A 24726-nucleotide genomic window follows, 5' to 3' on the forward strand; every position below is an offset into this window, starting at 1 on the left:
AAAGCAATATCTTGATAATTAATGTTTAATTTTAGCAAGAAAATCACAAGCACGTTGGCTTTTAGGGTTGGTAAAGAATTTATCAGAGGATGTGTCTTCAACAATTTTTCCATTTTCTAAAAAGAGTATTCTTTCTGAGACTTTTTTTGCGAAGCTCATTTCATGGGTAACACAAAGCATTGTAATTCCAGTATCGGCCAATTGAGCGATCACTTCTAAAACTTCTCCCACACTTTCTGGATCAAGAGCAGAAGTGGGTTCATCAAAAAGCATAACTTCAGGTTCCATACAAAGCGCACGAGCAATTGCAACACGTTGTTGTTGTCCACCAGAAAGTTGTAAAGGATATTTTTCACAGTGCTTTTCAATACCGACATGCGTTAAGTAACGAATTGCCCGTTCTTTTGCTTGTTGTTTGGAAAGTCCTTGAACTGTCATTGGGGCTAAAATACAATTTTGTATAACGCTCATGTGAGGAAATAAATTAAAGTTCTGAAAAACCATCCCTATCTTTCTCAGAACATTTTTTTGCTGTTGTATAGGAGCAGTATTGATATCAATGTTATGAATACAGATTGAACCTTTTTGTGCTTGTTCTAATTGGTTAATACAACGAATTAATGTTGATTTTCCTGATCCGGATGGTCCACAGATAACAATATGTTCACCAGCTTGAACATCAAAGTTGATATCATGGAGGACCTGAAAGTTTCCATACCATTTATTGAGATTTCGAATGGAAATCACAGGGTTCTGATTGGAAGAGATTGATTGATTATTTTTTAAATTCATCTTGTTTTATTCTTTCATTGATGAATAAATTGATTAATTCAACATTTTAGTTTGGTAAAGTTTTTTTTATGATCATTCTATTTTACCGTAAATATCGCGTGAGATGATATTCTATAAAAACAATAAAACGATGAATGAGCTCAACAATAAAAAGATAGATAAGTGTGGCCCAAACGTAAACTTGAAAATCGAATGTACGTGAATAAGTGAGTTTAGCAATACCCATTAAATCATAAACAGTAACCAGTGAGGCAATGGCACTTGATTTAATCATTAAAATCAACTCATTTCCTAAGGGGCGTAATGCTACAATCATTGCCTGTGGGAGAATAACTCTAAAAAATGTGACAGAATTACTCAGACCTAAAGCTTTTGATGCTTCACGTTGTCCAGTGGTTATGGATAGAAAACTTCCTTTAAAGATCTCAGATTGATAAGCAGCAGAATTGAGTGTGAAAATAAAAAGACAACAATACCATGCGTTTTGAAAAAACCACCATAGACCAACCTGTTGCCAAAAACTGTTCATTGAACCAAGCCCATAATAAAAAAGGAAGAGTTGTGCTAACAAAGGAGAGCCGCGGAAAAAATAGACATAACCATTTGCAAAATATTGTAAAAACCTATTCTTTGATAAACGTGCAAAAGTGATAAGCATACCAAGAAAAAAACCAAGAGAACAAGAGATAGAAACAAGCTCGACAGTAACAATTAAGCCATCAATAAATTTGGGCCCATAACGGCTTAAAAGATCAGGATTAAAAAGGAAATAAAGCCACTCAGGAATCATTGATTTGGTACCTTTTTATAGCCTATTTGAGTGTATGTTTCCAAATGACGTAAAATTGCGCCAAAAAACGCTGAAAATAATAAATAGAGTAAGCATGCTACAAGATAAAATAGCATGGGTTTATTGGTCGCAGCGACAGCTAAATTCGTTTGTCGCATGAGATCAACAAGTGCGATGGTTGAAACGAGGGATGTATCTTTCAGTAAAGTAAGCCAATTATTAGAAAGTCCTGGCAAGGCATTTCGGATGAGCTGAGGGAAGACAATGCGAAAGAATGTGGTTGAGCGTGAAAGCCCTAAAGCTTTAGCAGCCTCATATTGTCCTTTATCAAAAATATTGAATGCTCCAAGCCAAACTTCACAAGAGAAAGCAGCAAGAACCATACTCAGAGCAAGAACACCAGCAACAAAAGCATTAATACTGAACATGACTTCAAGATTAAAATAGTCAAAGATATTTTGAATAAGGCTTTGTAACCCGTAGTACACTAAAAACAAGGTTAAAAGCTCTGGTAACCCACGAAATACCGTTGAAAAGAGACGTGCTATAACTTTCGCCATTTTAATATTAGATCGAATCATCACTGCATTTAGAAGTCCTAGAGGCAGTCCTAGAAAGCCGCAACATAGCGCCAATGACAGTGTCATTCCTGCGCTAGAAAGTATAACTGTTCCCCATCCACCACTGCTAAATGATAGCAATGCTAAATTTTCAATCATTCTCACGTTCCTCATGAAAGAGTTAGATATTTTCTTAGAAGTAAACAGTAGGTCTTATTTAAAGATCATAGTGATATTTAATAAACATCGTTTGTAAAATATTTTCTCATAATTTTCTCATAAGTTCCATCCAAACGGATTTCTTTTATTGCTTTATTGAACTTATTTTTAAGATCATTATTATTTTGACGCAGCGCAATTGCAACAGGAAATTTAGTTTCTTCCAAAGTTCCTAGGAGGAGACAGCAATCTTTTCCTTCATTTTTAAGCCAATTTAATGCTTGTAATTTATCAACAATAATCAGATCAAGTCGATGATTTAAAAGGTCACGATTCACTTCTATTGTAGAAGGATAGAGTTTGATTTTTACCTCTTCAGAGGCATAATGATCTTCCGCATAAACAGCTTGTGTTGTATTCGATTGCACACCAAGATTTTTGCCTCTAAAGCTTTGTGCCGAAATATCTTTAATTCCTGAAGCTTTGGTAACAATGATAGCCAGTGCGGTATCATAGTAAGGATCTGTAAAGTCAATTTTCTGTAAACGCTCTTGTGTATGAGAAAGAGAAGCAACAATAGCATCATATTTTTTTGCAATAAGTCCAGGGATCATTCCCTCAAAATCTTGCGTGACAATGGTACATTCAACATTCATTTTTTTACAAAGGGCATAAGATATATCAATATCAAATCCTTTAAGCTCATTATTTGAGTCAATATAACTAAAGGGAGGATAAGTGCCTTCACTGGCAATTTTTAATGTTTTCGCATCAGCCAATGAGGTAAATAGCGCAGCGCTTATTATAAGAGCTCCTGCTAATAGTTTCATGATATTCTCCTATTGGATAAGCGGAAAAATATGAAGTTATCACGTTTTTATAATCTGTAAGTTTTTCGAGAGCAATGCAAAAATTTATCAGTATTTATTTTAGATTATGATACTAGACATTATTACCAAAAAATTATCTTTTTTATTGATTGAAAGAAGAATAAATATCTTATTGCTTGTATAATAGCTTAACTTTCCTGAAACAATTAATTTTCATCATTGCAAGAGCAATAAAGATTGGAGATTGTTTTTTTAAATAAGACTATCTAATTTTAACATAAAAAATTTAGATTTTAATAAGATAAAAATAAAATCTCATTGTTATCATTAGATGCCGTAAATGTTCAACAATCGAGAAATAATTAGAGAATTATTATCTTTGATAAATCCAAACCTTTTCAAAACACTGAATTTCTAATTATACTTGCACGTTCAACAAAGAGTTAAAAAACTTTCTTAAAGAAATTAATTTTAATCCATCGTGATATTTAATTGAGATCAAATGTAAAATATTTTCTCATAATTTTTTCATAGGTTCCATCAGCATGAATTTCTTGTATTGCTTTATTAAAGCTATTTTTAAGATCATTATTATGTTGACGGATTGCAATTGCGACAGGAAATTTTGTTTCTTCTAAAGTTCCTAGAAGCTTACAGCAATCCTTTCCTTCATTTTCAAGCCAATTTAATGCCTTTACTTTATCAAAGATGATGATATCAAGCCGATGGCTTAAAAGGTCACGATTCACTTCTATTGTAGAAGGGTAAAGTTTGATATTCACACCTTCAGAAGCATAGTGGTCTTCTACATAAGCAGATTGTGTTGTATTTGATTGTACACCAAGATTTTTACCTCTAAAGGCTTGTGCCGAGATTTCTTTAATTTCTGAATCCTTGGTAACAATAACTGCCAGTACTGTGTTGTAGTAAGGATCTGTAAAATCAACTTTTTGTAAGCGTTCTTTTGTAGGAGAAAGGGAAGAAACAATCGCATCGTATTTTTTTGCCAAAAGACCAGGAATCATCCCCTCGAAATCTTGCGTGACAATGGTACATTCAATATTCATTTTTTCACAAAGAGCATAAGATATATCAATATCAAACCCTTTAAGCTCATTATTTGAGTCAATATAACTAAAAGGGGGATAAGAAGCATCACTTGCAATTTTTAAAGTTTGAGAATTAGCTGGTAGGGTAAAGAGTGTTGCGCTTATTATAAGAGCTCTTATTAATAACTTCATAATGTTCTCCTATTCAATAAGCTGACAAATACGAAACCATGAGGGCCCCTTATAATCTGTAAGCTTTTCTAGGGCAATGTAAAAATTTACCTGTCCCCATTTTGTTACTATTATTACACTGGATCACAGTCAAAAAAATGATTTATTTGATCAACAAGTATGAGGGAGAAACACGGGGAAAGAAGGAAAGCTATTGTTAATGATGAGGTGAATTGTAATAATTTCATTTAAAATCAATTAATCATCATTGTAAAAAACTTTAAAGGGTAATTTTTACTCATTTATAATATAATAAAGCTTCAGTTTACTGAAGCTTTATTGATTTATTTCTTTAATTAACACGTTTATCTATAGGAACATAGTCACGCATAGCATAGCCTGTATAGAGTTGTCGAGGTCGACCAATTTTTTGTGCAGGATCTTCAATCATTTCTTTCCATTGTGCCACCCACCCGACACTGCGTGCTAATGCAAAAAGAACAGTAAACATTTCGGTTGGAAAGCCTAAAGCTTTTAATGTAATACCTGAATAAAAATCAACATTGGGATAAAGCTTTTTCTCAATAAAATATTCATCACTTAAAGCAATTTTTTCCAGTTCTATTGCAATATCAAGAAGTGGATCGTCTTGAATATTGAGCTCTTTTAAAACTTCATGACAAGTTTTTTGCATGATTTTTGCACGTGGGTCATAATTTTTATAGACGCGGTGTCCAAAGCCCATAAGGCGGAAAGGATCATTTTTATCTTTTGCACGCGCAATAAATTCAGGAATTCTTTTAATAGAACCTATTTCCTGGAGCATTTTTAGACATGCTTCATTGGCACCACCATGTGCTGGTCCCCAAAGGCATGCAACACCTGCTGCAATACAAGCAAACGGATTAGCACCTGATGACCCAGCAAGACGTACCGTAGATGTAGAAGCATTTTGTTCATGATCGGCATGAAGGATAAAGATTTTATCCATCGCCCGAGAAAGTACAGGGTTTGTGTTATATTCTTCACAAGGAACAGCAAAGCACATACGGAGGAAATTTGCAGCATAACTAAGATCATTGCGTGGATAAACAAATGCTTGTCCAATACTATATTTATAAGCCATAGCAGCAAGTGTTGGAACTTTTGAGATAAGACGAACAGAAGCAATCATTCTTTGGTGAGGATCTGTAATATCAATAGAGTCGTGATAGAAAGCAGACATAGCGCCAAGGCAGGCAACCATGACAGCCATAGGATGAGAGTCACGACGAAAGCCGTGGAAGAAGCGTGAAAATTGTTCGTGGACCATTGTATGCTGCATGATACATCGATCAAAGTCATTTTTTTCTTGCTGTGTTGGGAGCTCCCCATAAAGGAGAAGATAACAACTTTCGAGAAAGTCACCTTTTTCAGCTAATTGGTCGATAGGATATCCACGATAAAGCAATATTCCTTTATCGCCATCAATATAAGTAATTTTTGATTCACAAGAAGCTGTTGAAGTAAAACCAGGATCATAGGTAAAAATATTGGTTTTTTTGTAGAGAGAAGCGATTTCAATGACTTCGGGTCCACTCGTGCCTTTACGCAGGGGAAGCTCTACTTTTTTATCGTTCACAATAATATGTGCGTTATTCTCAGACATTCGGTATTCCTTTCAGATCCTTCTCTTCTAAAAATTAAGACTCTGCTTCATGAGAGTGTGAGATATTATAATAACTGAAGCTTTTCTTACTTGTATTGAGGGTAGATTGCCTCTAAAAATGAGGACATGCAATCTAAAAATGTTTCCTTATGGATCATTATTACTCAATAAAAACTGTATTTCAATGATATAAGATAAAAAAACTCTTTTTAAATTACGTTGAAGTATCTACATGAGATACTCATTGGAGAAGATATACCTACTATACATCATGAATTTATTGTTGTGATAAGTTGGTCATTAATGCGATCAAGAGATTCATCGCGTCCCAGTAAAGTCAGGATATCCAAAACACCTGGCGATGTGGTAGATCCTGTAAGTGCTGCACGAAGGGGTTGAGCAATAGATCCAAATTTGAGATTCTGTGTTTGGATATAAGAACGAAGAGTTTCATCGAGGGTTTTTGTATCCCAAGAGGGACAAGCTTTTAAGGCAAGATAAAGATCGTTTAAAATGGCTCGTCCATTTTTATCTAAAAGCATTTGTGCTTTTTCGTTAAGCTGTAGGGGTCTCTGCGTAAAAATGAAGGAGGCATTTTCAATCAGTTCACACAGTGTTTTTGAACGCTCTTTCAAATGTGGGATTGCTTTTAAAAATTGAGCACGACGTTGTTCATCAAGTCTTTCAATAATTTGTGCTCCTCCATCAGTTTCTGGTAGAATGTCAAGAGCGGCATCAAAAAGCTCTTGATCATTACTCATGCGCATATAATATCCGTTGATAGAATCGAGCTTTTTGAGATCAAAACGAGCAGCACCTTTGTTAATATCTTCAATATCAAACCAAGAAATCATATCTTTAAGTGACATAAGTTCGTCATCACCATGGCTCCACCCTAAACGGACAAGATAGTTGCGCAAAGCAGCAGGAAGGTATCCCATTGTTTTATAAGCATCAACACCCAGTGCACCATGCCTCTTTGATAATTTTGCACCATTTTCACCATGGATAAGAGGAATATGAGCCATAACAGGAATATCCCATCCCATAGCTTTAAAGATGATCGTTTGTCGGGCTGCATTGGTTAGATGATCATCACCCCGTATAATATGTGTGACACCCATATCGTGATCATCAACAACAACAGCGTGCATATAGGTAGGCGAACCATCAGAACGCAAAATAATAAAGTCATCTAAATCTTTATTAGGGAAATAAACATCACCTTGAACACGGTCGTGTACAACTGTTTCTCCTTCTTCAGGGGCTTTGATGCGAATAACAGGTTTAACACCTTGCGGCGCTTCAGAAATATCTCGATTACGCCAACGTCCATCATAACGAGGGGGGCGTCCTTCTGCACGGGCTTTTTCACGCATTTCAGCTAACTCTTCAGGCGAGGCATAACAATAATATGCTTTGCCATTTTTGACCAACTGTTCGGCAACTTGGCGGTGACGTTCTGCACGTTCGAATTGCGAAATAGGGGGACCATCATAACTAAGTCCCATCCAGTGCAAGCCATCTATAATGGCTTTTACAGCTGCTTCTGTTGAGCGTTCTCGATCTGTATCTTCAATGCGTAGAAGCATTTTTCCACCGGTATGTTTTGCATAAAGCCAATTAAAAAGAGCAGTACGAGCACCACCAATATGAAGGAATCCTGTGGGAGAGGGGGCAAAACGAGTAATAACAGACACGAATATTTTCCTTTAAATTGAGATATTACTTATGGAACTTTATAGAAAGGTTATGTTAGCATAGGTGACGGGGTGTGCAATAGCCACATTGCGAGTTAAAGTGGGGAGCGGATGTTTAATCAAAATAAAGTTAAAGAGGGTTTATTTGCAAAATCTGTTATAGAAAGAAAAAATGCATGTCAAATAGGGCAGGATGTTTTTTCTCGCTATGATGATGCAAAGAATGGCAGTTATAACCAACAAAAACTTTTTTTATTAACGCTCTTAAAAAAAACAATCATCGTTATTAGAAAATGGTTAGTGGATTGTATCGAGAAAGAAGTTTCTTTTGGTATTCTTTTTTCACTGATTTTAGTCTTTTTTTCTTTAGGAATCATTTTTTATTTTCATTTAGAACTGGAGCCAAGTTGGGGACAATTGGGGGTATTGGTTAGCATCTTTGGGGGAATATTCTATATTGCACGTTTTTACCGGAAAATATGGATTCTCGTGGGATTTTTATTTTGTATCGTATTGGGGGCTTTGGCAGCAAAAATAGAAACGTGGCGTATTGCAACACCCATGTTAAGCAGTGATATTATCACCACATTGACGGGAAGAATTATTTCTGTTGAGTCAGTTCCCAAAAGGGGATTTCGCTTAGTTTTGGATGTTGTGAGTACAGAAAAGCCCATATTACACCATAGTCTTCATCGTGTTCGTGTGTCAGCAAGATATTTGCCATCTGGATTAGCAATTGGTGATGGTCTGTATGGGAGAGTTAAGATTCGCGCATTCTCTGGAGCGGTGCGTCCAGGAGGCTACGATTTTAGTTTTCATAATTACTTTAAAGGGATTGGGGCGCAAGGCGTTTATTTAGGAAAACCAACAAAAATATCCGTTTCGCAGCCTGATGGAATATTTTCTATCATGCTACAGAAAATTGAAAATTTACGCATGAAGATGACACAAAGAATCCGTCTAGCCCTCGAAGGAGAAAAGGGAAGTGTTGCGGCAGCTCTCATAACAGGACAGCGTGCTGGTATTTCAAATGAGACAAACGAGGCACTGCGTACGGCTGGATTAGCACATATTTTATCTATATCAGGTTTACATATGGCTTTGTTGAGCGGCCTAGTTCTTTTGAGCATCCGTAGTTTTTTAGCATTTTTTCCAATTTTTTCTTCCTATTATTCCAGTAAAAAATTTGCTGCTATCGTTGCATTTATGATAACGGCTTTTTATTTGCTCTTATCGGGTTTAGCAATATCAGCACAAAGAAGTTTTGTGATGATTGCTGTTATGTTGGTTGCTATATTATGTAATCGCTCTGCTATAACAATGCGTAATTTTTCTATTGCGGGGTTGATAACTCTAGCGATTAGGCCCCATGAGATATTAGGCCCCAGCTTTCAAATGTCTTTTTCTGCGACGGCTGCTTTGATTGCTTTTTTTGATTGGTGGAGTAGAAGGTCACTTTTTCGTACAAGAAAAACAACCTCCTCTTATGTTGGAGAAAGAGTGATAAATTTTTCTTTTTTATCAATATGTTCAACATGTGCGTCTTCATTTGTAGCAGGAAGTGCAAGTGGAATTTATGCTGCTTATCATTTTTCTAATATGGCATCTTTAAGCATTATCAGTAATGCTTTTGCTTTGCCTATCATCTCAATTTTAGTTATCCCTTTTGGATTAATCGCAGTTCTTGCAATGTTAGGAGGATTCGAATGGCTTCCTCTTCAAATTATGGGGTTTGGTGTTAATCTTGTGATAAAGATTGCACACGCTATCAAAGCTATTTCTCCTGATTTGAATCCTGGTTTTATACCATTATCTGCATTAGTTTTATTGAGTATAGGCTTGGTAGGATTAACTTTTTTCAAAACACCTATCAGGCTCTTTTTTAGTCTTTTTATCTTGGCTGGTATTTCTATTTGTATAATGCATTCACCTGTACAATTGATTATAGCAGATAATATGCGTCTCGTGGGTGTTATTCATGATAAAAAATTATATATTGATCGTTATCATCATTCTAAGTTCACAACAGCTATCTGGAAAAAGTCATTTCGTTTGAACGAAACGATTAAACCAACAAAGTATGGTCCTTCGTTTCAGGAACAATTTATTTGTGATCATTATGTATGTAGATCCTTATTAGAGGATGGATTAAAAGTCATCATTTTACGTGAAAGAATAGATCACTGTATAGAGGCAGATATTCTTATTCAGACATTTGTAATGCATAATCCAACATGTCATAAGAAGGCAAAAATAATATTTACTCCCCAGCAATTGTTATTAAGAGGAAGCGTTATGATAAGTAAAGGTGGGAATATTATTTGGTCTTCTCTAGGTTTTTATAGACCCTGGAATATGCACAGAAAGTATTCACAAAAAAATATATAATTTGCGCATTTTTTCATATCTGGACAATTAACAAAACAAAAAACAACAGAAGATATTTCTGATACATGATTACGTTTTTTTAATTGATCTGCTTATCAATTTCATTGTGAATGAGGAAAAGCCTCTAATTTTCTCGAGGAAATAAAAAGATAATTGTTGATTATCCTATTTTATTCTTATCATATATTTCTATAACGAGTAACATCTTTTCAAGAAAAAGATAGTGGTTAAATTTAGATAGAGTGAATAAAGAGGCTGCCTTTTATTATCATTATTATTGGTAGTAATATTGGTGATAAATGTTGTTTGCGGATAATAAGGTAAAATCATTCATGGATGTTCAGCAGTTAAAAAAAAGGGCAGCTGTTAAAGCGCTTGAATTTATTGAAGATGATATGCGGCTTGGGATCGGATCTGGTTCAACTGTTAATGAATTTATTCGTCTTCTTGGTGAGCGTGTTGCGGAGGGGCTGCGGGTGACCGGTGTTGCGACTTCACGATATTCTGAACAACTCTGTCATAAATTTGGAGTACCTGTTCGCACTTTAGAACAGATCCCTGAACTGGATCTTGATATTGATGGAGCAGATGAAATTGGTCCTGAAATGATGCTCATTAAAGGGGGTGGGGGGGCATTGTTATATGAAAAAATTGTTGCATCGGCATCTCGTACAATGCTTGTTATTGCTGATGAAACAAAGGTGGTCAAAAGACTTGGTACTTTTGCACTACCGATTGAAGTGAATCCATTTGGTATCCATACAACACGCAAAGCCATCGAAAAAGTCGCTGATGATTTAGGACTTTCTGGAGAAATTGCATTGCGAATGAATGGAAAGAATCCTTTTAAAACAGATGGTGGTCATTTTATTCTTGATGCATTTTGGGGATGCATTTTGCAGCCAAAATTATTATCGGATGCGCTTCTTTCCATTCCTGGTGTTGTTGAGCATGGTCTTTTTTTGGGGCTGGCTTCACGTGCAATTGTCGCTATGGCTGATGGTCAAATAAAAATTTTAGAACCATTTGATTTTTAGAAAAGACATTTACATGCTGATATGTTAGCACAATAAAAAAGATTTTGGGTAGAGTAACGAATTTAAATTATAATTAGCGATTGGGGTAATCATTAAATGAGAATAATATTTTCTTTTCAGCGTTTTTTTGTGTATTTTGTTGCAATTGCTGTTTTTTTTGTGAATATTGGAATGGCTTATGCACAGGGTGTGAGTGATCAACATTTAGATTCAGCCCGAAAGGCGATTAGGGCCATCCATGCAACGGATCAATTTGATAGTTTTTTACCAAATGCAGTTCATGATTTCAAAAATGAATTGATCAGTGATGATCCGAATTTGGCAACAGCTATTTCTGATATCGTTGATAAGCAGGCGCTTGCTTTAATTAAAAGGCGCTCTGATCTAGAAAAAGAGATTGCTCATGTGTATGCAAAATATTTTACGCAAAAAGAGCTTGATGCAATCACAGCATTTTATAATTCTGATACCGGTAAAAAGTTTTTGACAGAAGTTCCCAATATTGCACGTGATTCCTATTCTGCATTTGATGTATGGCGTTCTGCTCTTATGCAGGATCTTGTAGAAAATGTGAAAAAAGAAATGTCTGAAACACTTAACTTAAATAATTCTACGATGCCTATAAAGTCAGAAGCTCCAGAAAATAAAAAATAACTTGATTGATATCATGATAGAAATCAGAGATTTCTTGTTTTTTAAAAGCGGCGTTTTTTCGCCGTTTTTAATATTTTATTAAGAGTCTACTCTTTTAGACTATTGGTTCATAGAAAAATATTTTTTTAAAGAAAAAAGACTTTCATTTAACAATAAATAACCTTAGCCTATCGTCGTAAATACTTATCGTTGTAAATATATGAGAAGGAATAGTTTGTGGGCTCTTTTGATTTTGATTTATTTGTTATTGGAAGTGGTTCTGGTGGGGTGCGTGCAGCAAGGCTTGCTGGAGGTCTTGGTAAGCGTGTCGCTATAGCAGAAGAATATCGTATAGGGGGAACTTGTGTTATTCGTGGTTGTGTTCCCAAAAAGCTTTATGTTTATGCTTCACAATATGCAAACGAATTTAAGAAAAGCACTGGTTTTGGATGGAAATATGCGGATCCAATTTTTAGCTGGGAAAAGTTGGTTGCAGCTAAGAATAAAGAAATATCAAGATTAGAAGGGCTATATCGTCAGGGATTAGAAAATAACAATGTGCATATTTATGAAAGTCGTGCTACTTTTATTGATGATCACACATTAGAGCTTTCTGCTACGGGTGAGCGGGTAACTGCGGAAAAAATTTTGATTGCAACGGGGGCAAAAGTTGCCCCAAATATGACTATAGAAGGCGCTGATTTTTGCTTAACGTCTAATGAGATTTTTGATCTTGATGAACTTCCAAAATCAATAGTCATTGTTGGTGGAGGGTATATTGGTGTTGAATTTGCTAATATTTTTCATGGGTTAGGTGTAAAGACGACACTCCTTCATCGTGGTGATTTAATTCTTCGTGGTTTTGATCACGATTTGCGGCAATTGCTCAATGATGCAATGATTGAAAAAGGGATTTCTATTCTCTATAAAGTGACAGTTTCTAAAGTACAGGCGGCAGAAAATAGTTATAATATTCTTTTATCAAATGGGCAAACGATCAACGCGGATCAAGTTATGTTAGCCACGGGGCGTATGCCCAATACAGTGGGATTAGGACTTGAAAGGGCAGGTATAGAAGTTAATGCATCTGGTGGTGTTATTGTTGATGAGAAAATGACGACAAATATCCCCCATATTGGGGCTGTAGGGGATGTAACGGGTCATATTCAATTAACACCTGTTGCGATACATGATGCAATGTGTTTCGTTAAGACAGCATTTGAAAATATTCCCACAAAACCTAATTATGACTTAATTACAACAGCGGTTTTTTCACAGCCTGAGATTGGAACGGTAGGTCTTTCAGAAGAAGAGGCGATACAGCATTATAAGCGTCTTGAAATTTATCGGACAGTTTTTCGTCCTATGCGTAATGTTCTTTCCGGTAGTTCAGAAAAAATGTTTATGAAGCTCATTGTTGATGGTGAAAGCCGTATTGTTGTAGGCGCTCATATTTTAGGAGAAAATGCTGGTGAGATGGCACAACTTATGGGAATATCTCTCAAGGGTAAGCTGACAAAGGATATTTTTGATGAAACGATGGCGGTGCATCCAACGATGGCAGAAGAATTAGTAACGATGTATAAACCAAGTTATCTATATGAAAATGGGAAGAAAATAGAAAATTAAACAATACCCCATAGTGTGATAAAAAGTTTTTGATATGCTAAGCTGGAAGCTTAATTTTTTAGAGAGAGTGTAATGATAAAAGAATGGGCGCCTGACTCTTGGAGGAAAAGGCCAATTAAACAAGTTCCAACTTATCCGGATAAGTCTATGTTAGAAGATGTCGAACAAAGGCTGAGAAGATATCCTCCTTTGGTTTTTGCCGGTGAAGCACGTGATCTAAAAAATGAATTAGCAGCTGTTGCAAGGGGGCAGGCTTTTTTATTGCAAGGTGGTGATTGTGCTGAAAGTTTTGCAGAACATGAAGCTGATAATATCCGTGATTTTTTTCGTGTATTTTTGCAAATGGCGATTGTTTTAACCTTTGGAAATTCTAAGCCCGTTGTTAAAATTGGTCGTATTGCTGGTCAATTTGCAAAACCCCGCTCTTCTGATATTGAAAGCAAAGAGGGAGTGGAGCTTCCTTCTTATCGGGGGGATATTATCAATGGCATTGAGTTTGGAGCCAATTCTCGTATTCCAGATCCGCAACGGATGTCTATGGCTTATCGCCAATCTGCGGCAACACTTAACTTGTTGCGTGCTTTTTCACAAGGGGGGTATGCTAATTTAGAAAATGTTCACACATGGATGTTGAGTTTCGTTTCTAACAGTCCACAGGGGGAACGTTATGAATTATTGGCAGAGCGTATTTCTGAAGCAATTGATTTTATGCGTTCCATAGGGATTACATCCAAAACGCATTCTTCATTGCGTGAAACATCCTTTTATACTAGCCATGAAGCACTTTTGCTTGGTTATGAAGAGGCTTTGACTCGGATTGATTCAACTTCAGGAAATTGGTACGCAACATCTGGCCATATGTTATGGATTGGTGACCGCACACGTCAAATTGATCATGCTCATGTTGAATATTGTCGGGGTATTAAAAATCCTATAGGATTAAAGTGTGGTCCTTCCATGGAGTCTGATGAGCTTTTAAAATTAATTGATATTTTAAATCCTGAAAACGAACCAGGGCGGCTTACTCTTATTACGCGTTTTGGTTATGATAAGGTTGAGAGTTATCTTCCTAAACTCATCCGTGCCGTTGAGCGTGAGAAACGTGAGGTGATATGGTCATGTGATCCAATGCATGGCAATACAATTACTGCCAATGGTTATAAGACGCGCCCCTTTGATTATGTTTTAAAAGAAGTAGAGAATTTTTTTGCAGTGCATCGTGCAGAGGGAACCTATCCAGGTGGTATTCATATTGAGATGACAGGTCGTGATGTAACGGAATGTACAGGTGGGGCACATGCTATTTCTGTAGATGATTTATCTGATCGTTATCATACGCAATGTGATCCACGATTAAATGCAGATCAAGCGTTAGAATTAGCTTTTCTTGTTGCTGAACTCCTTAAAAAAAATCGTACAACTGATCCGTTAGCACTTTCTGCTGGTAGGTAGGTAAAAATTTGTCTGACATTTTTATTTTAGATTGTTATGGACGAAAAGAATTTTAAAAAATAATATTTCTGATGGTGAAGAATAAAGTTGTAGTTACCAAACTGATGAAGCGATATAAAGACTTATGAAAGATGACTTTCGGATAGCAGTTGCTCAATTAAATCCTATTGTTGGTGATATTGGGAGGAATTTTTCTTTAGCTGTCATGGCGCATCAAAAGGCTAAAGAAGAGGGGGCTGATCTTGTTCTATTCACAGAGCTTTTTATAAGTGCTTATCCACCGGAAGATCTTATTTTAAAGCCTGCTTTTACAAAAACGTGTGAAGAGGCTGTTGGGAAATTAGCAAAAATAACCGTAGGCGGACCAGGAATTGTCATTGGTCTTCCATTAAGACGTAATAGCAATATTTACAACGGCGTTATGCTTCTTGATGAAGGGCGAGTTATTGCAGAAAGCTTTAAGTTTGATTTACCTAATTATGCTGAGTTTGATGAAAAGCGTCTATTTTCTTCCGGATCACGTCCTGAGCCTATTGTTTATCATGGGATAAAGTTAGGAGTAGTGATTTGTGAAGATATTTGGAATGATTTCTCTCTTAGTGCAGAGCTTAAAGATAAAGGAGCTGAGTTGATTTTGGTCCTTAATGGATCTCCCTACTATCGTAATAAAACCTTAAAACGTATAGACGTTGTTCATACGCACGCACTTCAATCTGGAGTGCCAATTATCTATGCTAATCAAGTTGGTGGTCAAGATGAACTGGTTTTTGATGGGGGATCTTTTGCTTTGAATGGACAAGGTAAAAAGGTGTTTCAAATGAAACACTTTGACAGCCATCTTGCTTTGAGCCATTGGCAACGAACAACGAGCGGATGGCACTGTGTTTCAGGGCCTAATGAAAGTCTTTTCAATGGATTAGCCGCTGATTATCAAGCTTGTATTTTAGGTTTGAAAGATTACGTTAATAAAAACGGTTTTAAGGATGTTATTCTTGGTCTTTCAGGAGGAATTGATTCAGCACTATGTACGGCAATGGCGGTGGATGCTCTTGGTGCTGAGAAGGTTCGCACCCTTATGATGCCCTATCATTATACTTCGCAAGAATCATTAAACGATGCCAAAGAATGTGCCGATCTTTTGGGATGTCACTATGAAATCATACCGATTGAGCAAGCTGTTGAGGCTTTTTTGAATATACTATCGCCTCTTTTTTTAGGCTTCCCCTCTGATGTAACAGAAGAAAATCTTCAAAGTCGTATACGCGGTACACTTTTAATGGCTCTTTCAAATAAATTCGGCTCAATGGTGGTAACGACAGGCAATAAGTCAGAAATGGCTGTGGGATATGCAACATTATATGGTGATATGAATGGCGGATTTAATCCTCTTAAAGATATTTATAAAATGCAGGTTTATGCATTAGCTGAGTGGCGCAATAAAAATTATTTGCATCATTTTAAGGGACCAGAAGGAATTGTCATTCCACCCAATATTATAGAAAAAGCGCCTTCTGCAGAATTGCGGGAAAATCAAAAAGATGAAGATTCTCTCCCCCCTTATCCTATTCTAGATGATATTTTGCAATCTCTTGTAGAAAATGACATGAGTATTTGTGATATTGTTCAACGCGGGCATATACGAGAAACTGTTGAGAAAATTGAACAGCTTCTTTATGGTGCTGAATATAAAAGGCGACAATCTGCACCCGGTGTAAAAATTAGTTACAAGAATTTCGGACGCGATCGTCGTTATCCTATTGTCAATCATTTTCGCGATAAAAATTGAGTATTTTTTATGGTTAAAGTTCGTTTTGCTCCCTCTCCAACAGGTTATATTCATATTGGTAATATTCGTAGTGCGCTTTTCAATTGGCTTTATGCGCGGGCCCATAAAGGAAAGTTTATTTTGCGTTATGATGACACAGATATTGAACGTTCTAAACAGGAATATATTGATGCTATTGCTGTTGACCTTGAATGGCTTGGAATTCAACCTGATGCAATTTATTATCAATCTAAGCGATTTAATCGATATAATGAAGTGGCGGAAATTCTCAAACAACGTGGTTTGCTTTATCCTTGTTATGAAACAGCGGAAGAATTAGAGCGACGTCGTAAAATTCAGCTTTCTCGTAAATTGCCTCCTATTTATGATCGTTTTGCATTGAAGTTGACAGCAGAAGAGAAAAAAAGTTTTGAATCGCAAGGTCGTAAACCCCATTGGCGTTTTCTTCTTCCTAATTTTGAAAATAATCCTTTACAAACAAAGCGAACAGAAGTTTGCTGGAATGATGCCGTAAAGGGAAAGCAGACGATAGATTTGGCTTCTCTTTCAGATCCTGTTCTTATTCGTGAAGATGGAACCTATCTTTATACATTACCCTCTGTTGTGGATGATGTAGATATGGCCATTACACATATTATTCGTGGAGATGATCATGTTACAAATACAGGCGCTCAGATTGCTCTTTTTAAAGCTCTGGGTGCAGAATTACCGGTTTTTGGTCATTTCAATTTATTGGCGACAGTCTTAGGAAAAGGATTTTCAAAACGTAACAATGATCTTTCTATTCGTTCTCTACGGGAAGAAGGATTTGAATCGATAGCTGTTCAGTGTCTTGCTGTTTTGATTGGGACATCGCAAAATGTGCATCCCTATCCCCATCAAGTAGCGCTTTTAGAACATTTTAATTTACAAAATACATCAAAATCGGTTGCAAAATTTGATATTACTGATCTTTACACTTTGAATAGTCATCTTGTTCATGAACTAAGTTATGAGGACGTCAAAACGCGCCTTCAAAGTCTTTCTATTGAAGGAGAAAAGGCGGAATATTTCTGGAATACGGTAAGAAGTAATATTGATAAAGTCAATGATGCTGTCTTGTGGTGGAAAATTATTCATGATGAAAAGAGTTTTGATACCGTGGCACCAGAGGATCGTGCTTTCGTACAGCAGTCACTCAATTTTTTACCTGAAGGTGTGTTGAAGGATGAAAGTTGGCAAGTTTGGACGAGAGCATTAAAAGAACAAACGGGGCGGAAAGGGAAGTCTTTATTTATGCCATTACGTCAAGCACTTACGGGCATGGACCATGGACCTGAAATGGGAAAGCTTTTGCAGCTTTTAGGGCGCGAAAAGGTAATAGAAAGACTCTCTAAAAAATAAGAAAAATTTCTTAAAAGCATTTTTTATTTATTGTACGCTTAGAGAGAGTAAAGTACGAATCTATTTACGCGTTTTTATGAGCATGAATGCCGGAATATCATCACCGAATCCAAGGGGAGCGTAATTCTTATTTTTTCGTGAGTGTTGTTGCTCAGATGGATTTTCTTTACGCTTCATATTTTTGATATAATCTATTTTATTCTCTTTTACAGTTTTTTGTGTGGGGGAGAGAGCGTCTTTGGCAGCAGTTTTCTTTGATGATTGTGAAGGTTTTTTCTTTACAACAATATCTTCTGTTTGATCATCGGTTATTAAAGTCGAGAGATCTCCATTGAGCCATTCAATTTTTTCATTGCTTATTTCTTCAATAGCGTTGATATATTTTTGATCATCTTTCGTGACGATTGTAAAAGCTTTTCCACGACGATTTGCACGCCCTGTACGACCAATTCGATGGATATAGTCTTCAGCATGTGTAGGAACATCATAATTAAACACATGACTTACCGCAGGGATATCGAGTCCACGGGCTGCAACATCAGAAGCAACCAGAAGCGTAAGTTTATTATTTTTAAAATCAGCTAAAGTATTCATGCGTGAATATTGATCCATATCCCCATGAAGTGCGCCTACATTAAAGTTATGTTTGATGAGCGATCTAAACAGTTCAGAGATGTCTCTCTTTCGATTACAGAAAATAATAGCATTTTGAAGTTTAGAACCTTCATTTTGGATAAGCTCTCGTAAAACCGCTCTTTTATCCCATGATTTATTTCCAGATTTGACAAGCCGTTGTGTAATTGTGGTTGCTGTTGAGGAGGCTTTTGTAACTTCAACGGATACAGGAGAATGTAAAAATTGTTTCGTCAGCTTTGTAATTTCTGGCGCCATTGTAGCAGAAAAGAACAAAGTTTGACGTGTGAAAGGGGTTAGTTTACAGATACGTTCAATATCAGGGATAAAGCCCATATCTAACATGCGATCAGCTTCATCAATAACAAGGATTTCAACACCCATTAGGAGTAATTTACCCCGCTCGAAATGATCAAGAAGTCGCCCTGGTGTTGCGATAAGAACATCCGCTCCTCGTTCAAGTTTACGATCTTGGTGTTCAAAAGAAACACCACCAATCAAAAGAGCAACATTTAAACGGTGATTTATTCCGTATTTATCGAAATTTTCTTCAACTTGAGCTGCGATTTCTCGTGTTGGTTCTAGGATGAGTGTTCTGGGCATCCGTGCTCTTGCACGACCTTTTTCAAGGAGAGTGAGCATAGGCAATACGAAAGAGGCGGTTTTACCCGTTCCTGTTTGAGCGATTCCTAAGACATCTTTTCTTTGAAGGACATGAGGAATTGTTTCACTTTGAATAGGCGTTGGAACTGTATATCCTGCTAGCTTTACAGCATTAATAACCTTTGTGGAAAGACCTAAATCATCAAAACTATTCAAAGATGGTATCATTTCTTTTATCAATTGCTCTGTACTTTTAACTTCGCACTCTCAATGATATGTACAACTAATATTTTTCATTCTTAAAGAGTGTTAAGATGCTTTCACAAAAAAGCCAACTATAACAATCATATACATATAAAACGCATAATACAATCATTAATAGCGAAATTGTTCTGATAAAATACGCTCATCCCATGAATGACTTGAGTCAAAAAGGATTGAAGCTGTTACTTCTGTTGCCATTGAAATAGTCACTGAATGGACAGATTTAACCTCAACATTATCCGCAGCAGCATTGACAGGGCGTTTATCAGGTTCGAGCATATCAAAACGCACCGTTACTGTATTAGGGAGCAATGCGCCATGCCAACGTCTTGGGCGAAAAGGGCTAACAGGGGTGAGAGCCATAAGAGGGGCCATAAGAGGGAGAATAGGTCCTTGTGCGGATAAATTATAGGCGGTTGATCCTGCGGGTGTCGCGACGAGGATACCATCACAACTTAATTGTTCCATGCGTATGTTGTTATCAATGGTGATGCGAATTTTTGCTGCTTGATAAGATTGCCGAAAAAGGGATACTTCATTAATTGCAAGTGCCTCGATAGATTCTTGATATTCAGCTTTTGCAATCATGCGTAAGGGATGAATTTCTTTTTTGTGGGCGACAGCAATACGATTGGGCAATTTTTTTTCATGAAATTCATTCATAAGAAATCCTACAGAACCTTGGTTCATACCGTAAATAGGTTTTCCAGTGTTCATAACATCTCGTACGGTTTGTAACATTGTTCCATCACCACCGATTGCAACAACAATATCAGTTTCTTCCAGAGAAGAATGACCGTAGATAGAAATTAATTTCTGGGTAGCTTTGATAGCTTCCTTAGTCTCTGCGGAAATAAAATGAAAGCGACTTGGTAATGTAGTCATTTAAGAATTATCCTGATACTTATAACTCATCTTGTAACTTATTTTTTGAGAGTTTTGAAGTTGTAATAAAATCTCTTTTTATAATAAAGAGTATTGAAAACCCAAAGAAAAGCTATTTCAAGATATAGTGTCATTGTAAAAAATGAAAGAAGATTGCGTTGTTAGTTAATTTACAAATAAGTAATTTTTTTATTAGAATGCTAATTTAGCATTGAAGCTGAGCGTATGATTAGTTAAAAGATCAAAACTGATTTTGATAATCGGTGTGAAGCACCCGTAGCTCAGCTGGATAGAGCGCTGCCCTCCGAAGGCAGAGGTCACAGATTCGAATTCTGTCGGGTGCACCAAACTTTTCAATTTAACATCATCCTCAATAATAATTTTGTTCATTATCTAAAAAGAAGAAAATTTTACTAAAATGGTCATTTGAGTTGTTTATTAAGTTTTGTGGCAAATAAGAAAATGATTTTATGAGAGGTAAAATTCACGGTTTATAATTTTTAGATTAGTCTTTTTAAATATCGAGATAAAAAGCAAGATATATCTCAATATGCTTTCAATTTAACTGTGAAAATATATAACATAAAAATATATATTAATTCAATGTGTTATTGTAGAGTTAATCTGGTGATATTAACAATAGATCACTAAGTGTGTTGTTCTAGTTATTAAAATAGATAATGAAATCTACTTTTATTCTTATAGCTAAAGGCTATTATGATGAGATGGGACGCAGATGCGGAATATAATCAGTTAAAGAAATAATAAGTAATGAGGTGAAAATGATCATCCAGATTTGAATTCTTTCAAAATCTCTGTATTTTGTATGGTGATTATGGTTTTGGAGATGAGGATAGAGCGATTTCTCTATATACCGAATATATCAATATTGCTGATTATATTGGATGAGAGACTGTTTACCTTTAATCAGCTTCTTATATAGCAAGAGCTAACTATGGTTGTTTATTTGGCTGAGAGTATATTCTTTACGTTTGGCAGAATTAGGAATATCTCTTGCATCTCATATGCTATCTGGTGCAGCCATGGTGACGAGAGCACTTATTATCTCTATAGCATTAACAACAAACTTTTACTTAGTCGTTTTGATCCATCTTGCTGCTGATGTTGCGAGTGCAGCAATGATGATTTTGGGTTCTATTATGTGCGGCATAGCCATAATAGGCGAATTATTTCTTGGCTTTATGCAGGGGTGGGAGTTGGTATTCTACCAGGGAATGAGTGTGTTATTATAGGTTTGAGCAAGGCACTTGACACAACAAATATTTGGTTTAGAGCCGGCTTAATGCCTTTTATATTGCTGCTCTTGTTATTTATTTTGTTCCCACGCAGTATTGGTCAATCTTAACACAATCAGCTATCAACAGAGATAAATTTGAGATGGTGAGGGAGAGATACTGGAAGAAGCGCGCTGAAGATCTATAAGAATAAAGGTATAAAATCTAAAAAATAATAATTCATGGAGAAAAATTTATGAAAACTTATACCTTAGCTGATGTTGCGCAATATATTGATATGTATAGTCATGTTATTAATTTTGGTACTGAAAAAAATACTCCTGATGATGTACGGATTAAAACTGCTGAGAATACTCTGGACTTACAATTTACCTCTTTTTACAAGAGTTTTTTAAAAAATTATGGAGGAGAAGAAATTAGAGGCGAAGAAATATTTCAGTATTTATAAAATTTGTGCTGGTATTCCTGCTGCTGATATTGTTTATCGAAATTTTTTCGATAGAAGAGATGGCTTTACAAACCCCAAACAGCTTGTTGTGAGTAGAACTGATTTTGGTAAAACTTTTTACTTTGATTATACTCAGTTTCAGGATGGTGAGTGTCTGCTCTATCCTAAGTTTTCATCTAGAAATCCTTAGTATTACACAAGTAATTTTTATGAGTTTTTATGCAAAAGAATTAAGGACCATGCAGGGGGGATTCATGAAATCCTATATCCTAGCTGATATTATACAACTAGTTAATAAATATATTGTCAATTTTTGTTTTAGAGAACAAGAAAGAACAAGTTAACTAAGTTAAAAGCAGTTTTGTAATATATTTAAGCTTACTATTTTTATAAATTTTCTATAGCTGTTATCTTCTATATAGCCACTGCATTATTTATCATTTTATAAGATAAATGATAAATAAGATAATTGTGAGTTATTGCTTTTTATGAAACACCTAAAGAGAGAATGATCATTATACAGGTCAGCAAAATCCCTTTTAATAGACTTTGTCAGTCTTAACGCATTGGCGCCCCATAACCCCTTCAAGAGTAGACTTGCCATTGACGATACTCATAAGCTTCAGGAGAGATATCTGTTATTGTGATGTTGCTGTTATAAACAGTGGATTTATCCTTTTCCTTACTATTTCCAGCAAATTTCATTTCTGTAACGTAGTAATTTTTTGTGGGGATTAGGGATATCAGTCTGTTTTGGATTGCCTTTTTAAAAGGTTATTGGATAAGGTTCCATATCTTCATAGTTTACATGCAAATGCCCCAGTTGACGCCATGCTATAACAAATTTCCAAAAATCTTCAGCAGCTTTTACGAAAAGGATGCGAAGCAATTCTTTAGAGAGGTGTTATAGCATTTACATTGAATAGTCGCATAGCCTCGTTGATCACGGATTGTAGCCACTAGATCAATACCGATACCACGCCCATCTTCATCATGCTCCTTAGCCCATTCCAAATAAGTTTGAACCTTTTCGTATTCTTGTTTTTGTAAAGGGGCTTCAGATAAATAAGCTTTTACAATATTTTCAAACAGCGTTCCCAACTCACGGGGTGATTTTGCTCATTGACGATAATTTTCTAACAGAGAGTGTAGAGTGATTTGTTCATGATTAGACTTAATAGATTGCAGTATACTATAATAGAAGTCTATTTTAGGATGAGAGGGTTAATTCCTATCAAAAGAATCGAAATAAAGCTTATTAAATCCATTTTGAATGAATATCGAGTGAAAAATGTAAAAAATGCACAATCTACACGGGCGTTAATAAGAGTGCACATGTAAAAATAAAAGCTGTTATTATTATAATAATACCAATAATATCAATAAGATAATTTAGTTTTTTATACATATCACATCCACATATTACCATTGTTTGTTTATTCCAACTGTTAAACACAATTAGTAATAATATGTATTTAAAATATATTAAAACGTTAAAATAAATATTTTGATACATTTTCTAATTCACTTTAAGAATGACGATAAAAATGGGAAATAAGGTGCTAAAAAAGCTGATAACTTTTTTCAAAGGGGGCTTTAAAAGATGTTTATCAACAGCTTATGAGAGAGATCAGATCAGCAAAGTAGTAAAATTTGCTATTCGCTTGATGTGTTAATCAAGACAAATGAAGTATGTGATTTAAAAACTTCAGAATGATGGTTTTGAAGAATTTTATAACTATTGAAATGATTACTTTTGTCAGTTCAATTTACTAACAGATAACTGATATATATTATTGATTGTATTTATGGATTGATTTTTAATAAAGATTGTATCATTAAAATACTAATATATTGAAAAGTAATGTTTTTAATTTTATCTCATTAAGAAAATGCTATAGAGTCTAGAATAAACTGACAAATTTTTACTCATAAGGTCACTTAAATTATTTCTTTAGAGAAGGGTTGCTTAAATACTCCGTGAAAGAGTTCTATGTGCTTCTTGATTGGGGATATTGTGGTATTAAAGATTGACTTGTTAAACAGTTTTGATTAGAAGCTCCTGGATATAGCTATGGGGGAGACATCTTCAGCAATTAAAATCAGAATTTTAACGCATTTTTATTTGGATGCATAGATATGTTCCATTGTTAGAAATCGTTATAGGACAATTTGAGTGGTATTGTTAAAAAGTTCATGAGGTGCTTTTTTAGCAAAGATTCATGAATGACAAAAGCGGGGGAATTCTTTAGTGTTTTTTCTTTTTTTACGCCAAGAGAGTTTTTTAAGGCTTTTTCTAGCTATTGTTGTGTTATTTGGTTTGTTTAGAGGCGTTACTGTTTACGCGCGGTCCTCGGCTGTTTTTCATTCTCCAACAGATACTTTTTCTCGTGGGTATTCTGAGAAGCAGCGATTAGAAAGAATTAAAAATTTACGCGCTTTAACACCTAAAAAAACAAAAGGATCTCCAGAGAAAAATCCAGAAACGCTTTTGGGGAGTGGGTACTGTTTTTCAATTCATGATATTATTGTTGATGGGGTTAGGCATATAAAAAAGGGCTCCATAGCAGCGGTTACAGATCCTTATGTTGGAAGATGTATCGGTCTTGCGGATATCCAGCTTTTAATCA

General features: G+C 35.7%; 19 protein-coding genes, 1 tRNA gene and 3 pseudogenes. 12 read left to right on the forward strand and 11 right to left on the reverse strand.

Annotation, left to right across the window (positions count from 1 at the left end):
* Nucleotides 1-18: 18 nt before the first annotated feature.
* From FS875_RS04830 to gltX (FS875_RS04860), 7 genes are all read right to left on the reverse strand, one after another.
* Nucleotides 19-792, reverse strand: a complete 774-nt coding sequence (locus FS875_RS04830) for an amino acid ABC transporter ATP-binding protein (protein ID WP_144753793.1) — start codon at nt 790-792, stop codon at nt 19-21.
* 82 nt (nt 793-874) lie between these two features.
* A complete protein-coding gene (locus FS875_RS04835; RefSeq protein ID WP_144753796.1) occupies nt 875-1582 on the reverse strand; it encodes an ABC transporter permease in 708 nt (235 codons plus the stop codon).
* Nucleotides 1579-2301: an ABC transporter permease gene (locus FS875_RS04840; RefSeq protein WP_144753799.1), complete on the reverse strand. Its 723-nt coding sequence runs from the start codon at nt 2299-2301 to the stop codon at nt 1579-1581. The genes FS875_RS04835 and FS875_RS04840 overlap by 4 nt, the downstream gene beginning before the upstream one ends.
* Nucleotides 2302-2378: 77 nt before the next feature.
* On the reverse strand, nt 2379-3131 hold the full coding sequence (locus FS875_RS04845) for a transporter substrate-binding domain-containing protein (RefSeq protein WP_144753802.1): 753 nt from the start codon (nt 3129-3131) through the stop codon (nt 2379-2381).
* Nucleotides 3132-3619: 488 nt separating this feature from the next.
* The gene (locus FS875_RS04850; RefSeq protein ID WP_144753805.1) at nt 3620-4372 is read right to left on the reverse strand and encodes a transporter substrate-binding domain-containing protein; all 753 of its coding nucleotides are present in this window, start codon (nt 4370-4372) and stop codon (nt 3620-3622) included.
* Between the two features lie 331 nt (nt 4373-4703).
* Complete coding sequence (gltA, locus tag FS875_RS04855) at nt 4704-5999, reverse strand: citrate synthase (protein ID WP_144753809.1); 1296 nt, start codon at nt 5997-5999, stop codon at nt 4704-4706.
* Between the two features lie 269 nt (nt 6000-6268).
* Nucleotides 6269-7699, reverse strand: coding sequence for a glutamate--tRNA ligase (gene gltX, locus FS875_RS04860; RefSeq protein WP_144753813.1), 1431 nt, complete (start codon nt 7697-7699; stop codon nt 6269-6271).
* A gap of 111 nt (nt 7700-7810) precedes the next feature.
* Between gltX (FS875_RS04860) and FS875_RS04865 the strand changes: the two genes are divergently transcribed.
* From FS875_RS04865 to gltX (FS875_RS04895), 7 genes are all read left to right on the forward strand, one after another.
* Nucleotides 7811-10087 carry a ComEC/Rec2 family competence protein gene (locus FS875_RS04865; RefSeq protein ID WP_144753816.1) on the forward strand — a complete coding sequence of 759 codons (2277 nt, stop codon included), beginning with the start codon at nt 7811-7813 and terminating at the stop codon, nt 10085-10087.
* A 332-nt stretch (nt 10088-10419) separates the two neighbouring features.
* Nucleotides 10420-11124 (forward strand): ribose-5-phosphate isomerase RpiA, encoded by a 705-nt coding sequence (rpiA, locus tag FS875_RS04870; protein ID WP_144753818.1) that lies wholly within the window; start codon nt 10420-10422, stop codon nt 11122-11124.
* 96 nt (nt 11125-11220) lie between these two features.
* Nucleotides 11221-11778: a DUF2059 domain-containing protein gene (locus FS875_RS04875; RefSeq protein ID WP_144753821.1), complete on the forward strand. Its 558-nt coding sequence runs from the start codon at nt 11221-11223 to the stop codon at nt 11776-11778.
* A gap of 216 nt (nt 11779-11994) precedes the next feature.
* Nucleotides 11995-13386, forward strand: a complete 1392-nt coding sequence (gene gor / locus FS875_RS04880; protein ID WP_144753824.1) for a glutathione-disulfide reductase — start codon at nt 11995-11997, stop codon at nt 13384-13386.
* Between the two features lie 72 nt (nt 13387-13458).
* Nucleotides 13459-14838: a class II 3-deoxy-7-phosphoheptulonate synthase gene (locus FS875_RS04885; protein ID WP_144753827.1), complete on the forward strand. Its 1380-nt coding sequence runs from the start codon at nt 13459-13461 to the stop codon at nt 14836-14838.
* A 124-nt stretch (nt 14839-14962) separates the two neighbouring features.
* Nucleotides 14963-16624 carry an NAD+ synthase gene (locus tag FS875_RS04890; RefSeq protein WP_144753830.1) on the forward strand — a complete coding sequence of 554 codons (1662 nt, stop codon included), beginning with the start codon at nt 14963-14965 and terminating at the stop codon, nt 16622-16624.
* 9 nt (nt 16625-16633) lie between these two features.
* Complete coding sequence (gltX, locus tag FS875_RS04895; protein WP_144753833.1) at nt 16634-18007, forward strand: glutamate--tRNA ligase; 1374 nt, start codon at nt 16634-16636, stop codon at nt 18005-18007.
* A 60-nt stretch (nt 18008-18067) separates the two neighbouring features.
* Here the strand turns inward: gltX (FS875_RS04895) and FS875_RS04900 are convergent, their stop codons facing one another.
* The gene (locus FS875_RS04900) at nt 18068-19471 is read right to left on the reverse strand and encodes a DEAD/DEAH box helicase (protein ID WP_144753836.1); all 1404 of its coding nucleotides are present in this window, start codon (nt 19469-19471) and stop codon (nt 18068-18070) included.
* Nucleotides 19472-19618: 147 nt separating this feature from the next.
* Entirely contained in the window at nt 19619-20392 is a 774-nt protein-coding gene (locus FS875_RS04905; protein ID WP_144753839.1) for an NAD kinase, read from the reverse strand.
* A 270-nt stretch (nt 20393-20662) separates the two neighbouring features.
* Here FS875_RS04905 and FS875_RS04910 point away from each other — a divergent pair.
* The 4 genes and pseudogenes from FS875_RS04910 to FS875_RS04920 all read left to right on the forward strand — a co-directional run bounded on the left by FS875_RS04910 (nt 20663) and on the right by FS875_RS04920 (nt 22286).
* Nucleotides 20663-20739: transfer RNA gene (locus FS875_RS04910), tRNA-Arg, on the forward strand.
* Nucleotides 20740-21351: 612 nt separating this feature from the next.
* Entirely contained in the window at nt 21352-21645 is a 294-nt protein-coding gene (locus FS875_RS10975) for a YbfB/YjiJ family MFS transporter (RefSeq protein ID WP_246067853.1), read from the forward strand.
* Nucleotides 21603-21758 (forward strand): hypothetical protein, encoded by a 156-nt coding sequence (locus tag FS875_RS10980; RefSeq protein ID WP_246067852.1) that lies wholly within the window; start codon nt 21603-21605, stop codon nt 21756-21758. The genes FS875_RS10975 and FS875_RS10980 overlap by 43 nt, the downstream gene beginning before the upstream one ends.
* Before the next feature lie 125 nt (nt 21759-21883).
* Nucleotides 21884-22286 (forward strand): annotated as a pseudogene (locus tag FS875_RS04920) (SMI1/KNR4 family protein).
* 358 nt (nt 22287-22644) lie between these two features.
* Here the strand turns inward: FS875_RS04920 and FS875_RS04925 are convergent.
* Together FS875_RS04925 and FS875_RS04930 are read right to left on the reverse strand one after the other, a co-directional pair.
* Nucleotides 22645-23000: pseudogene (locus tag FS875_RS04925) on the reverse strand (type ISP restriction/modification enzyme); the annotation flags it as partial.
* Nucleotides 22964-23197: a restriction endonuclease gene (locus tag FS875_RS04930; protein WP_425456898.1), complete on the reverse strand. Its 234-nt coding sequence runs from the start codon at nt 23195-23197 to the stop codon at nt 22964-22966. The gene FS875_RS04930 and the pseudogene FS875_RS04925, both read right to left, overlap by 37 nt.
* A 1150-nt stretch (nt 23198-24347) precedes the next feature.
* Between FS875_RS04930 and FS875_RS04935 the strand changes: the two are divergent.
* Nucleotides 24348-24726, forward strand: a pseudogene (locus FS875_RS04935) (POTRA domain-containing protein); the annotation flags it as partial.

The sequence above is a fragment of the Bartonella saheliensis genome, assembly GCF_902162175.1.

Excerpts from the sequence above, each read along its gene's own strand:
- FS875_RS04840 (WP_144753799.1), bottom strand. The coding sequence starts at position 2,301 with ATGATTGAAAATTTAGCATTGCTATCATTTAGCAGTGGTGGATGGGGA.
- gltA (WP_144753809.1), bottom strand. The coding sequence starts at position 5,999 with ATGTCTGAGAATAACGCACATATTATTGTGAACGATAAAAAAGTAGAG.
- FS875_RS04845 (WP_144753802.1), bottom strand. The coding sequence starts at position 3,131 with ATGAAACTATTAGCAGGAGCTCTTATAATAAGCGCTGCGCTATTTACC.
- FS875_RS04905 (WP_144753839.1), bottom strand. The coding sequence starts at position 20,392 with ATGACTACATTACCAAGTCGCTTTCATTTTATTTCCGCAGAGACTAAG.
- gltX (WP_144753833.1), top strand. The coding sequence starts at position 16,634 with ATGGTTAAAGTTCGTTTTGCTCCCTCTCCAACAGGTTATATTCATATT.
- FS875_RS04890 (WP_144753830.1), top strand. The coding sequence starts at position 14,963 with ATGAAAGATGACTTTCGGATAGCAGTTGCTCAATTAAATCCTATTGTT.
- FS875_RS04875 (WP_144753821.1), top strand. The coding sequence starts at position 11,221 with ATGAGAATAATATTTTCTTTTCAGCGTTTTTTTGTGTATTTTGTTGCA.
- FS875_RS04835 (WP_144753796.1), bottom strand. The coding sequence starts at position 1,582 with ATGATTCCTGAGTGGCTTTATTTCCTTTTTAATCCTGATCTTTTAAGC.
- FS875_RS04885 (WP_144753827.1), top strand. The coding sequence starts at position 13,459 with ATGATAAAAGAATGGGCGCCTGACTCTTGGAGGAAAAGGCCAATTAAA.
- rpiA (WP_144753818.1), top strand. The coding sequence starts at position 10,420 with ATGGATGTTCAGCAGTTAAAAAAAAGGGCAGCTGTTAAAGCGCTTGAA.
- FS875_RS04830 (WP_144753793.1), bottom strand. The coding sequence starts at position 792 with ATGAATTTAAAAAATAATCAATCAATCTCTTCCAATCAGAACCCTGTG.
- FS875_RS04865 (WP_144753816.1), top strand. The coding sequence starts at position 7,811 with ATGTTTAATCAAAATAAAGTTAAAGAGGGTTTATTTGCAAAATCTGTT.
- FS875_RS04850 (WP_144753805.1), bottom strand. The coding sequence starts at position 4,372 with ATGAAGTTATTAATAAGAGCTCTTATAATAAGCGCAACACTCTTTACC.
- FS875_RS04900 (WP_144753836.1), bottom strand. The coding sequence starts at position 19,471 with ATGATACCATCTTTGAATAGTTTTGATGATTTAGGTCTTTCCACAAAG.